The 12,340-nt window shown below is 66.3% G+C and carries 13 protein-coding genes; 4 read left to right on the top strand and 9 right to left on the bottom strand.

Going from position 1 to position 12,340, the window contains the following annotated elements:
• Window positions 1-466: 466 nt before the first annotated feature.
• The 4 genes from ABZV58_RS19150 to ABZV58_RS19135 form a co-directional block, all read right to left on the bottom strand.
• Window positions 467-766 carry a hypothetical protein gene (locus ABZV58_RS19150; protein WP_355001470.1) on the bottom strand — a complete coding sequence of 100 codons (300 nt, stop codon included), beginning with the start codon at window positions 764-766 and terminating at the stop codon, window positions 467-469.
• Between the two features lie 418 nt (window positions 767-1,184).
• Window positions 1,185-2,159 carry a hypothetical protein gene (locus tag ABZV58_RS19145; RefSeq protein ID WP_355001469.1) on the bottom strand — a complete coding sequence of 325 codons (975 nt, stop codon included), beginning with the start codon at window positions 2,157-2,159 and terminating at the stop codon, window positions 1,185-1,187.
• Between the two features lie 193 nt (window positions 2,160-2,352).
• Window positions 2,353-2,943 (bottom strand): hypothetical protein, encoded by a 591-nt coding sequence (locus ABZV58_RS19140; RefSeq protein WP_355001468.1) that lies wholly within the window; start codon window positions 2,941-2,943, stop codon window positions 2,353-2,355.
• Window positions 2,944-3,364: 421 nt separating this feature from the next.
• Window positions 3,365-3,982, bottom strand: coding sequence for a TetR family transcriptional regulator (locus tag ABZV58_RS19135; RefSeq protein WP_355001467.1), 618 nt, complete (start codon window positions 3,980-3,982; stop codon window positions 3,365-3,367).
• A gap of 137 nt (window positions 3,983-4,119) precedes the next feature.
• Between ABZV58_RS19135 and ABZV58_RS19130 the strand changes: the two genes are divergently transcribed.
• From ABZV58_RS19130 to ABZV58_RS19115, 4 genes are all read left to right on the top strand, one after another.
• Window positions 4,120-5,040 (top strand): SDR family oxidoreductase, encoded by a 921-nt coding sequence (locus tag ABZV58_RS19130; protein ID WP_355001712.1) that lies wholly within the window; start codon window positions 4,120-4,122, stop codon window positions 5,038-5,040.
• A gap of 450 nt (window positions 5,041-5,490) precedes the next feature.
• Window positions 5,491-5,613, top strand: a complete 123-nt coding sequence (locus ABZV58_RS19125; RefSeq protein ID WP_355001466.1) for a hypothetical protein — start codon at window positions 5,491-5,493, stop codon at window positions 5,611-5,613.
• Window positions 5,614-5,705: 92 nt separating this feature from the next.
• The gene (locus ABZV58_RS19120; RefSeq protein WP_355001465.1) at window positions 5,706-6,185 is read left to right on the top strand and encodes a DoxX family protein; all 480 of its coding nucleotides are present in this window, start codon (window positions 5,706-5,708) and stop codon (window positions 6,183-6,185) included.
• A gap of 70 nt (window positions 6,186-6,255) precedes the next feature.
• Window positions 6,256-7,566 (top strand): FAD-binding oxidoreductase, encoded by a 1,311-nt coding sequence (locus ABZV58_RS19115; RefSeq protein ID WP_355001464.1) that lies wholly within the window; start codon window positions 6,256-6,258, stop codon window positions 7,564-7,566.
• Between the two features lie 505 nt (window positions 7,567-8,071).
• Here ABZV58_RS19115 and ABZV58_RS19110 read toward each other — a convergent pair.
• The 5 genes from ABZV58_RS19110 to ABZV58_RS19090 all read right to left on the bottom strand — a co-directional run bounded on the left by ABZV58_RS19110 (window position 8,072) and on the right by ABZV58_RS19090 (window position 12,160).
• Window positions 8,072-8,746 (bottom strand): hypothetical protein, encoded by a 675-nt coding sequence (locus ABZV58_RS19110; RefSeq protein WP_355001463.1) that lies wholly within the window; start codon window positions 8,744-8,746, stop codon window positions 8,072-8,074.
• 259 nt (window positions 8,747-9,005) lie between these two features.
• Entirely contained in the window at window positions 9,006-9,329 is a 324-nt protein-coding gene (locus ABZV58_RS19105; RefSeq protein WP_355001462.1) for a hypothetical protein, read from the bottom strand.
• 18 nt (window positions 9,330-9,347) lie between these two features.
• Window positions 9,348-9,575: a hypothetical protein gene (locus ABZV58_RS19100; protein ID WP_355001461.1), complete on the bottom strand. Its 228-nt coding sequence runs from the start codon at window positions 9,573-9,575 to the stop codon at window positions 9,348-9,350.
• 486 nt (window positions 9,576-10,061) lie between these two features.
• On the bottom strand, window positions 10,062-11,063 hold the full coding sequence (locus tag ABZV58_RS19095) for an SEFIR domain-containing protein (protein ID WP_355001460.1): 1,002 nt from the start codon (window positions 11,061-11,063) through the stop codon (window positions 10,062-10,064).
• 275 nt (window positions 11,064-11,338) lie between these two features.
• Window positions 11,339-12,160: a Mov34/MPN/PAD-1 family protein gene (locus ABZV58_RS19090; protein ID WP_355001711.1), complete on the bottom strand. Its 822-nt coding sequence runs from the start codon at window positions 12,158-12,160 to the stop codon at window positions 11,339-11,341.
• Window positions 12,161-12,340: the final 180 nt, after the last annotated feature.

The raw sequence follows: 12,340 nt of genomic DNA, 5'->3' as shown, positions 1-12,340 counted from the left end.
ATCTCGACCCCCCTCGCGCCGTAACCAGCGCCCAGAGCGGCCTCATCCGCAGCTGGACCTGCGAACCAGCCTCTAAAGATCACAGTGAATGCCGTTGCCCGGGGCCTCATCCGGCCGAACGCCACGGAGACCCGCCGCCTGTTGATAGCGCTCGTACTCACCCCGGCCAAGCTGCCACCCATATCTGGTCGTTGTCGCGCTGACGCCGACGCCGCCATCGAGCCCGCCTCGGCCACTACAAACGGCGAGGACACCCGCTCACATGATCTCCCCGTTCGTCATGCTGTTATGGGCAATGTGGCAGCGGCAACGGGGCGGGCAGCATTCGACCGAAATGAGGAGTGCTCAATGGAAATGTCACCCCGGCGAGTTTCGCCGACTCTGCCTCCTAAGGCCCAGAGCAGCCCGCGCGATCAGCGGCGTGAGGGGACAATCGGCGCCCTGCCCGCGCGTCGTCAGAGTGCGATCAGTATCGAAAGCGGGCCTTGTCCCCGTTGATACGTATCAGAATTCCTGTCAGTGACGCCCCGCCGTCGATAGACATGAGGGCAAGCCCCAGCGCCTGAATCGCCTCATCGGCTTCGGCGGCCGCCTTCGAGTCGCCGCGACGCCAGGCGTCGCGAGAAGCAGCGAACACTGGTTCGAGGTCCGGCCATCCAGGTCCAGGCTCGAACAGGCAGTCTGTCCAGAACATGTCGACGCCGTCCTGGGCCAGGACTCCGATGACTTCACCAGCCCGCACGAGCTGCCAACGGGGATCAGTCATCGCTCTCCTCTCCGCTCGGCTTTCTGCTCCGAGCGCTGATAGACCAGGTGTTACAACAGCTCGGGACCCGGCACCATACTCGATTCGCCATTACAGGATGCTTGCCGACTTGGTGGTAGCGACGTGGTCGAAGACCGATCTGGGGGACATCCGTCCGCGCCTGTTCCGAGTACGCGGACCGGCGGCAGCGGCTCCACCACCTCCTAACCGATCCATCAGGATTCGTGCTCTCGCCGCGCCGAATCACGGGGCTGCTGTCGGGAGAGGTGACATCGTCGTCTCCCTCCCGCAAGCGGCCATTTGATGAGTGTGTAACCGACATGTCACCCAGCCAGTGCCAGACAGACTGTCCGACCGCGCGATAGGCGGATGCGGACACTCAGATCAGCGACGGCTATCGAACACCCCTGCCAGCGCGTTAGCCGCTACGAGATACCGTGCCCTGAATCCGAGACGTGCTCGTTCCGCCGTAATCCGCATATTCGTAGGTCGCCGAAACCACCCGGCTACTGCCAGCCTCGCAATTCGGAGCGCGCAGGTGGGTAAACGCGAACTCGTTGCCTGTACCAGGCTGATACAGCATCACTTGGGTTCCCGGCGGACCCGACTGTAGTGGCAGCTCGTCTCGGAACGAGATCGCGGTCGGCGGGGTAGTTTCGACGCTGCCGGTGCCGTTACGCAGAGAGACCACGACCCCGAACACGTTGTCGGGCACATCCTTCGGCGGATACGACTGTGTCGCGCCGCCCGTATAGACGGTCGTCTGGCCCTCGTCGGTCCAGTCCGACAAGTTCCTGCCGCAATGGGGGTTCGTGACGAGCCGAGCCAAGACACCGGACGGGGTGCCGCTGCCCGCGATCAGCGGCGGAATCGTGACCACCGCACCGACGAGAATGGCAACTACCAGCACTGCTCCGCCTCGAATCGAGGCGGCGCGCGTCCGACCGGATCGGTTGCCATACAAGTGCAAGAAGGCTGCCGCGAACGCTGCGGCAAGGGCGAAGCACGCCGCGACGATGCTCGTGTCGAGGTGTCCGGATAACTCCGGCTTGTAATCGGACAAGTACAGCTCGGTTCCCACCCACTGAGCGAACAAACTGGCAACTATCCCACCCGCGATGGTGCCGCCAGGCGCGAACCGGTATGGCATCAGCCCGAAAATGCCAGTGACGACCAGCACCGGGCTGATCACAAACAGGAACGGCCAATAGACCATGAGGTTGGCCGCGAAGCTGCCGCCCGCTTCGAGCTCGAACCGTGGATCCGATCCCGGCTCCGAGTACAGTCCGAGCCCGATCGCCACCCACGCCACAGCCAGCGCGCCGACGGCAACGACATGCAATATGTACGCGAAAAGGCTCGAGCGATTCCACGATGTATCACGAGCGAACACGCGGTCACTGTATCGACCAGTTGTGTCTGATCCGGTTACCAAGTGTGGAGAAATCGTGTGGGTCCAGTAGGAGACTCCGAAATCGCGGAGCCCCAACCCATTCAGCGGGCGTCGTGGCGGCAGTTTATGGGACCTCGGTCGTCACCCATGCCAACGCCATTGCGACACCGATGCCCTCAGGCATGGATAACGACTATGCGGCGCAGCCGATTTCACGTCCTGCCGCCGCCGGTACGCCGTGCCTGTTCACACAGTCGAGGCCTTCGCCGACATCGATCACGTGCCAGCGCATGTTCCCGTTCCACGCGGAGTACTGGAACAGATACATGACCGGATGCAGGGTGCCCTCCGGATAGCTCATCGCCGAGGCGAAGGTGCCGCTACACCGTGCGCGCTGGAGATCTGCCAGCGGATATTTGGGCGTCCCAGTCATTCTCAACGAGGTGATCAGAAACTCGCGAGTGACCATGGCGCAGGGTTCGTCCGCTGACGGCGTGTCCGAAGGTTGGGGTGCCGCCGAGGTAACGGTGCTCTTGGTGGCAGGCGCCGTGGTTTCCGCGCTGGGCGCGGTGGTCTCAGCGCCGGGCGCGGTGGTTTCAGCGCCGGGCGCGGTGGTTTCAGCGCCGGGCGCGGTCGTCTCGACAGTGGGCACCGTGGTCGAGACGGTCTTGGAAACGGTGCTCGATGCCGAGGATCCGGCATTGGACGCGCCCTCACCGCCACACGCACTGAGGGTCACCGCGGCGGTGGCCGCGACGGCCGCGAGCAACATACGTTGGGCCATGTCGTCTCCTCGGGTAGGGGCCGCCCTCATTGGCGGCCGCTCCCAGATCATCTGGCCGAGTAGAGATTTCGTTTCGTTGGCGAACTATGACAGTTCTCACGACCGGCCCCTGTATCACTACGGCCGACGTGACCGATTGGCGGCCGCGCTCCTCCGATTCGACAAACTCACCTACGCGCGCCACGAGCACCGGACACAACCGAACCAGAGGCCAGCATCCACGCCGAACAGGTGCGAGCGCACCCACTGCCGACCTGCGCATATCCTGCTCATCACGATCGCCGATCCCGATGGTTGCCCGCCCCCTGGCCAACCCGCCGCCACACCGAAATCAGTTACCTCTGGCGCGATTTCGCCGACGTCCCCGAGCCCTCGGGAGCGTCGGAACGGAAATTGCCCGCGGGCCCCTGTTGTCCCGCCTTCATGCCGTTCCCTCCTGGTCTGCGAAGCTCCCATCGTCGGCCGCGGCGATACCTACGGCAGGTGCGGTGAGGCGCCTGGCGGTGTCCAGGGTTTCCCGAATGCGATGGACGAGGGGGTTTCGGTCTGGGTCGTTGACCCAGCGTTCGTAGGCGACCTTGAACGCGGCGATCCCGATTTCGGCCGCGAGTGTTGCGGTGGTGGTCTGTAGACCGCGTTCGCCCAGCGCGTGGGCGAGCGTGGAAGCGAGTGCGGCGAGTTTGGCCAGTTCGCGTTCCTGGAGTTCGGGGTTGGCGGAGATGACGGCGTGGCGTTGCCGTGCCAGGTCCCCGCGTTCTTCGAAGACGGGTGCGGCTTCGGTCAGGGCGTGGGTGATCACCTCGAGCGGCGAGAGCGAGACAGGGGCGGCGGCCGCGGCGCTCGCGAGGATGCCGGCGAGGGGGCTGGCGAGGAAGAGGACTTCCCGTTTGTCGGCGAAGTGCCGGTAGAAGGTTCGTTCGGTGACGCCGGCGCGTGTCGCGATCTCCGCCACGGTAGTGGCGTCGAAGCCCTGGTCGTTGTAGAGCTCCAGCGCCGCCTTCTCCAGGCGGCCTCGTGCGTCAGGTTTCCATCGGCTCATGCTCCGATCGTATACACCGATGACAGAATCTGACATCAAAGTGATGACAGAGTCTGACATGAGCGCTACGGTGATGTCACGAACTGACATCAGGTGGCCTGCCTCGGGTGGGGTTGCCGCAGCAGAAGGGGCGCACCATGCGCGTATTCGTCACCGGAGGCTCCGGACACATCGGCTCCGCCGTCGTCCCCGAACTCCTCGAAGCGGGACACCAGGTCGTCGGCCTGGCCCGCTCGGACAAGTCCGCCGCCGCCTTGACGGCTGCCGGTGCCGAGGTGCACCGAGGCGACCTCGACAATCTCGACGGCCTCGCCACGGTCGCCGCCGCGGTCGACGGCGTCATCCACCTGGCCTTCAAGCACGACGCCATGTTCGCCGGCGACTTCGACAGCGCGGTGGCAGCGGATCTGCGCGCCATCGACACGCTCGGGCACGCGCTCGCCGGCACCGGCAAGCCTCTGGTGACCACGTCGGGAACCATGCTGCTCGCCTTCGCGGGGCTGAGAGAGGCCACCGAAGCGGACGTAATCGCCGCGGGGCCGCGGATCGACGCCGAGAACGCGGTGGTCGCACTAGCGCAGCGCGATATCCGCTCGTCCGTCGTCCGGCTTGCTCCGACCGTGCACAGCACGCTCGACCACAACGGCTTCATCCCGACCTTGATCTCCATCACCCGGTCCAAGGGCGTCGCCACCTACGTCGGCGATGGGGACAACCGCTGGCCCGCCGTGCACACGCTCGACGCGGCCCGCCTGTACCGGCTGGCGCTGGAATCGGCGCCAGCCGGATCACGGCTGCACGCCGTCGATGACCAGGGGATCTCCTTCCGAGAGATCGCCGAGGCCATCGGCCGCGGGCTGAACGTGCCCGTGGTCAGCATCCCCGCGACGCAGGCCGACGCCCACTTCGGCTTCCTCAGCGCCCACGCCACGGCCGACAACCCGTCCTCGAGCACGCTGACCCGGGACCTCCTCGATTGGAAGCCCGTCCAGCCCGGCCTCCTCGATGATCTCGGCCAAGGTCACTACTTCGAGGTTCCGGCCACCATCACCCCCTGACCGCTCCATTCCAGCCCGCTCGTTCCCCGCGCCCGCGGACCCTCGCGTCCTGCAAGGTCTGCGGGACCCAGGCCAGCAGGACACCCATGCCCCGCCAGAACGGCCAGGGCCCCGGCGATCCCGCATCCGGGAACTCCTCGGTGCACTGCGGAGGGCTGGTAGCCCGCGGGGCCTCCTCGGTTGGCTGGATCAGCCGCATGGCGAAGGCGATCCCGCCCATTCGTCACGGCGACCCGGCTGCACCAGGCATCGCCGAATCTCGTAGAACATCAGTGGGTGCTTCCCTGGCGGGCCGGACCTCCGCCCCCAACGCACTCGACGTGCACGTCGGGGTACTTCTCGCGGTAGCCCGCAAGGTTCTCCGAGTCGCCATCACGATCGAAGAGCTCGTCGAGTTTCTTCGTTCAGGGCTTGACCTTGCCCCGAGGGGAAGGTTCGACGATCGTTCGCATGAACTACAACACACTGCGCAACGTCGAAGTCCAGCTCCGCGAGCAGGTTTCCGCCTACTGCGAGTCCAACAATGTCCCCGGGTTCGTCGCCGGCGTCTACCACCGCGGCGAGCAGGCCTGAACCGCGCCCGCTGTCACAGTTTTCAGCCCGGCGTCGTCATAGCGGTACCGGGCGGCCGCCCACCCGAACGCAATCCAAAAGGAACACCGACCATGAACACAACCGTCGCGACTCCGGCACACCGCGTGCGGAGCCTGATCGACTCCGTGACGGGCCGCACCGCGGCATCGCGAACCAAGTTCGCCGTCTTCGCCGCGACCACCGGCCTGGTACTGACCGAGTCGGTGGTGGGCGCGTACTGGGATCTGGCCCGCATCCCGTACGTCGAGGAGACCTTCGCCGGGCTGCGCTACCCGATGTACTTCGCGACGATTCTCGGCGCGGCCAAGGTGGCCGCGGTCGTCGCCGTGGTGACGCCGGGATTCCCGCGACTGAAGGAATGGGCCTACGCCGGATTGTTCTTCGTCTACGCCGGTGCGGCCGCCTCGCATCTCGCGGTCGGTGATCCGACCGCGAAGGTGGTGTCCCCGCTGGTTTTCGCGGGACTGACGCTGGCCTCTTGGGCGCTGCGCGCCCCGGCCCAGCGCGACCCGAAGCCGTTGCCCCTCGCGCTGAAGTTCCGGCGCGCGTAATTCCGGTGGGCGCGGACAAAGGCGATCGCGCCCCACATTTGTGTGTACGACTGAAAGTTAGGAAGCAACAATGTCTTTCGATGCTCTGCGCGACACGGTGCGTGGCCGGGTGCTGCTGCCCGGCGACGAGGGCTTCGACGGCGCCGCACGGCCGTGGAATGTGACGGTCGTTCAGCCGGTAGCCGCGGTGGTGGAGGCCGCCGACGTCGCCGACGTGGCCGCCGTCGTCACTTATGCGGCGCGGGCGGGGGTGCCGGTGGTGGCGCAGCCGACCGGTCACGGTGCGGCGGGCGGGATCTCGGAGGCGATCCTGCTGCGCACCGGGCGGCTCGACGGCGTCGAGATCGATGCCCAACGGCGGATCGCGAAGGTCGGCGCGGGCGCGAACTGGGGTGCCGTGCAGGCCGCGGCCGGTGCGCGCGGGCTCACCGGACTGGCGGGCAGCAATCCGGTGGTCGGAGTGAGCGGCTACACGCTCGGCGGCGGTCTGAGCTGGTTCGGTCGCAAGTACGGCTGGGCCTCGAATGCGGTGCGCGCCTTTGACATCATCGACGCGACCGGCGCCGCGGCGCGGGTGACGGCCGAGAACGATCCGGAGCTGTTCTGGGCGCTGCGCGGCGGTGGCGGTGACTTCGCCATCGTGACCGGGCTGGAGTTCGAGCTGTTCCCGGCGCCGGGACTGTACGGCGGCCGGGTGATGTGGCCGGGTACCCGCACCGCGGAGGTGTTCGCGCTCTTCGAGGAGATCACCGCGTCCGCGCCCGCGGAACTGTCGGTGTGGTTCCACCGTTTCCAGTTCCCGGACGCACCGCCGATGGTCGGGCTGGACGCCGCCTACCTGGGCGACCCGGATGCAGGGCGGGAACTGCTCGCCGCGCTGGACGCGATCGGCGGCGCGGTCACCGACACCCGCGGCGCGCTGGCGGTGGCCGATCTCGGCGCCATCACCGCCGAACCCACCGATCCCAGCCCTTCGCTGTCCCGCGCCGAACTGCTCACCGCCCTCGACGACGCGGTCGTGAAGACGGTGCTGGAAGGACCGGTCGCCCCGCTGGTCGACATCCAGATCCGCCACCTCGGCGGCGCATTGGCCGAAACCGGTCCCGACGGCGGTGCGTGCGGTCCCGTTGCCGAGCCCTACCTGCTGTACCTGCTCGGCCTGGGTCTTCCGCATCTCGCCGACGCGGTCAAGGGCCGCCGTCGCGAGATCGTCGACGCGCTCGGCGGCAGCATCAGCGGCCGCAAGCCCTACACCTTCCTCACCCCGGAGGAGACCGCGGCGAGCGCGTTCGACGCGGGGACGCTGGCCAGGCTGGGCGAGCTCAAGCGGGCGCGAGATCCGCGCGGAGTGATCCGGGCGAACTACCCGGTGCTGGGATAGAAGTCGGCCGCACCGCCGAGCCGGGCGAACGCAGGCCGCGGACTCTCGTTGTCTCGCGGCCTGCGGACGTCCGGCCGCTCGGTTTCACAGCCGATTCCGTTGGCGCACTCCGGGTCTGCGGCGCGGCGTTGGCGTGGGCCCGAGCCGCTGTCGTGCATTCGGTCGTCGTCGACGACCTCGCCATCATCGCGACCCGCCGCCTGCTCTGAAACCGCCACCGCATCGCCGTCGAACACGGCGCGGCCACCGGTCTGGCGGCCGTGCGCGCGGGCAGGTACGCCCGCACCATGGCGAACGCATCGCCTTTTTCCTCTGCGGCGCCAACACCGACCCCACCGACCTCATGTCGGCGGTGTAGCCGCCGTGATCGTCGCCCGCCTCGGGCGGCGGGAACCCCGCGCCGCCGACTGGGCGCTGAAACGCGTTGGCCAACAGCCGTTTCCGGCGAGGGCCCTAGTCGATCTGACAGCAGGGGCGCCATCGAACCGGGGGTCCGTGAGCTCGGTCAGAACCGTTCGAGCTCATAGAGTTTCGACCCGGACGGGTCGAAGACGGAGGCATGGTCGGTGTCGGTGAACTCGACGCGGTAGCTGGCGCGATTGGGGCTCTGCGTCACGACCAGCGTGTATCGGCCCTGCGCGTCGGGTTTGCTCGAGATCGAGCACGTCATCGGGCCGCCGATGTCGAGCGGTTCGCCGTTGCTGTAGAAGAAGCCGTCGCAACTGCCGCCGTCGGAATTGAACGTTTTCGTTCCGGTGCCGTCGGATGCGGTCCAGGTGCCGACTATGGCACGGGAGCCCACCGATTCGTCCCCGCCCGAGAGTGAGCTCGATCCGCCGCTGTTGCCTGCCGCCCCGCCGGGGGAAGACAGCGAATCCGTCGCGCCGCCCATCAGCCGGTCGGCCGAGAAGCCGAGAAGCGCGACCGCGCCGACGACGACGAATGCCGCGAGAACGGGGTGGTTCTTGGCCTGATTGACGATTTTGCTCGTGACATTCACCGGACCGGTGCTGTGGATATCGCCCATCACCCCGGCGAAATTGCCGGAGTTGTTCATCGACACCGTACCGGGCGCGGTCGGCGTCGCTGTCACTCGCGCGAGTTCGGCGGCGAAGCGGCTGTCGTCCGCGATCGCCGCCGCAATCGACCGTTCGGCGGCAATTTGCGTCACCGACGACACCGAACCGTTCGTCGCCCGGGCCTCCTCCAACAGTCGTCGCACGGCTGCGTCGTCGCCGAGCTTGAAGACGACCGCATTTCGTACTCGATTCACCGCGAGGTCCAGTGTCTCGTCGGTGAGTCCGTTGATCTGTGTTCCGACGCGGTTGGCCTTGCCGACCGCCCATGCGATCAACATGGCGACGGCGACTTCCACGGTCATTGCAGGTTCACCTTTCCCGAAGAGAGAATCCGGCCGCAGTGGTCCGCGGCCGGTGAGCTCAGCCCCATGTGTTGGAGTCCCAGTCGACGGCGTTGTCGATCGACTGCGTGCCGTTGCGTCCGGCCTTGCCTCCGGTCTCCTTGCTGAATCCGAATGTCCCGCAGTAGGAGTCCACTTGTTTGCGCACACCGATGGTGTTGGACACGGACAGTGTGTCCAGGCCGTGGTCGGACAGCAGGTCGTCGAGGGTGTCGTTCTGATCCTCGTAACTCATCGCGGCGAAGTCCGAACAGGTCACATCCTTGGGATCCTGCCCGCACGAGACGGGTGCCAGGACCAGCAGGACGCCTGCCGCTACCGGCAGAACGGATCGGAATCTCATGGTGTTGTCCACTCCCTGTCAGTGGTCGAGGCCGGCGAAGAGAATGAGCCCGCCGACGATGGGGAGCGCATAGAACCAATCCGTCATGAAATATGTGCCACGCGAGAACGCGATATAGCCTCCGTACCCGATGGACAACAGTCCCAGAACAACCAGGACGATCGCGCCGAAACCGTAGTAGTTGAATCCGGCTATACAGATCATGATTCCGAAAACCGCTACGAACAACGCGTTGACAACTCGCATCCGACAACCTCTCTCATATCCGAAATCGCTTTCGACACCGCATCGACCTGTGTGAGTCCGCTGTGCGGAGTGGGTGCGCGCGTCGTCGCGCCGGCACTTCGGCTCGTCTCGACGTCTCGGCACCCGGCCGCGGGCGGCATCGGGTCCTGGGATCAGCTGTCCCGGAGCTGATTCCGATGGGTGGCGGGCACCGATTCGGGTACACCCCGCCCGCACCCGAATCGGCCGGACCTTCTCGTGACGGCGCCACGGCGTCGTCGGATCGAGCATGCACGGCCTCGGCTGTGTGCCGGTCCGTAGCCGAGAAGTGCTGGAAAGTATTGAACGTTGCTGGAAGACGCGGCGAGAGCTGCGCCGATCGCCGGTGGCCACGCCGCCTCGCGGATCGCGAGATCGGTCGGGCAAAGCCGCAGAGGGAGTCGCCGCGATGGTCGACTCCCTCTGAAAGGCGGTGTGTTTCGGGACCTACAGGACGGCCGATCGGCCTTAGGTGAACAGGGTCGGGTTGCCCCACGCGAGGGCAGGCAGTTTGCCGGAACGTCCGACAGCCGCCATCGCGCCGGCCAGCATCGGATTGTCGAGCGTGTCCGGTCGATAGGCGACCAGGCGCAATCGCAGGACATCGCTCACGTCGTAGCGGATCTTCGCCGGCTCGCCGTAGGCGACCTCGACCTGCTTCTGTGCTTCGCCGTCGAGGAAGACCTGGAAGTAGCCGGTCTGCCGTGGATCCGCGGCGTCGTCCAGGATTCCGACCACTGTTTCGAACTCGCGAAACGATCGGCGCAGGTTGTACTCGATCGGACTGCGCGCATCGCTGCAGAAGTTCGCGCAGCGGTGCACGATGCTGTTGCCGTAGTGGATGCCGTTCAGATCGGCTCCGGTGATCCGTAGATCCGCGCCGCGCGTGATGGGTTCGAGCGCGTCGGTGAGCAGTCGTGCCTTGCGTTTACGCGGTGTACTGCTCGAATCCGGCGATTCGGTCGGCCGGGCGCCGAACTGCGGGCCGACGTATTTGCCGCGGGGCGGCGCGGCGTGTTCGGAGACTCCGCTGAATGCCGCGAGCAGATCGTTGATGCCTTCTGTCGTGAATTCGCTGATCTCGTAATGGGTTGTGGAATGCGCGGCCAGGAACACCGGAATCTCGTCGACCGAGCGGCCCGGGAGCACGACCGGGAGGATGCGTCGGGTTTCACCGCGCAAGTTTCTGGTGAGACCGTCACGGATGATCGCCGCCTCGAACTGCGCGCCTCGACCCTCGTCTGCCGCGGCGGTGCCGTCCGCGCGGCGTTTGTAGGCGGGGGAGGCGATGACCACGACGAAATCGGCCGCGGAGAGTTGGTCGATCGCCCACAGCGACCAGTCGCGGCGCTCGTAGTCGTCCCAAGCGTCGAGCCGGACATCGACGCCCGCCTCGCTGCGCAGGAACGTACAGAACTGGCGAACGAGTTCTTTGTGCTCGGGGGAGTCGTGAGAATAGGAGACAAACACCCGAGGGGCTTCGTTGTCCGAAGCCGCCCGCGCGGATGCATCCTGCTCCGTGCTCACTGGAGCGTCGTGGGCTGCTCAACAGCCCTTGTCGGTGTCATGGGTTTCCCGCCTCTCATATCGTCCTTTCCGATCGATGCCCCGAATGTGTTTCATCGGGCAGGGGTACGAGTGCACTGTCGCTTCCGCCTCGCCGACCTGTGCGCGGCTCGAATTCGGTGATGGCCCAGTATGGTAGGCGACCACATCGGTCTTCCGGACCGCATTGCGCCACGAAATCACCGCACCGGATTCGGCGCGGCGTGCAGTGCTCGCGCCAACCGGGATTCCGCGGGAACGTTCAGATCCCAGGTGAGGGGCAGCGGAAGGATGCGGTCGTTCCGGTGTTCGACGCCGAAGCGGTGCAGCAATGTCGATGTCCTGCTGTCGAATTCGTCGGTCCGTTCGGCCAGTACGATCGGGGCCTGGATCGGATACAGCAACGGAAACAACAGCTTCAGCTGCAGTCCGACCGTGCGCAAGACAACCGAGACATACCCGACCCCCTCGACATCGACGGTGCTCGGCGTGAAAGCCTGCGCGCCGAGTGCCGTCGCGAGTTTCGCGCAATCGCGACCCACCGGCAGGATCTGTACTCGGGCGGGACGGACGTCGACCGAACCGTGCGGCGTCAGCTCCGAGACGAAGACCGACATGAGGCCGTTGGGCAGTAGCACCTGGTGGTCTTCTGTTCGCCGATTCTGGTTCGTGACAATGGGGTTGACGAAGCGTCCGAGCCACGGAGTCAAGCGGAGACTGTCGGCGAAGGCCGCGGCGTCACCCCGCGAGGGATGGTCCACGCCTTCGGCATGCGAGTGGACGATCCCCTTCAGTTCGAGGTTGGGCTCGGCCTCCTCGATGCGGCTGAGCATCCGCTGAAATAGGGGTGAGGCGCGGAAGGTCGTAGCCGTCGATATCGCGTTCGAGTCCGGAAGGAACGACGCGATCAGCGGAAGTCCCAACGGTCCGAGCAGTCCGCCGCCGCGTTCCGGTGGGTGGGCGGCGACATGCTGGTCGATCGAGGCGAGGACGGAGTCGACGATGGAGATGTGGCGAAACATTCCGCTCACGCGGCCGTGCGAGGTAGCCGAAGTCTGCCTGTCTCGGCGGCGGCGCGGATCGGGACAGGCGCGCGGAACATCTCGGCGGTGACCTGTGAGAACCGGCGGTCGCAAATCTCCTCTGCGGTGTCCGCCAAGAGAATTCGTCCGTCGATATCGATTACCAGGCCGTACGGGCGG

Origin of the sequence: Nocardia sp. NPDC004654 (genome assembly GCF_040609595.1) — a bacterium.
In the GTDB taxonomy this organism is placed as follows: domain Bacteria; phylum Actinomycetota; class Actinomycetes; order Mycobacteriales; family Mycobacteriaceae; genus Nocardia.
The sequence above is the reverse complement of the archived record's forward strand: the minus strand, read 5'-3'. Positions and strand labels throughout refer to the sequence as shown.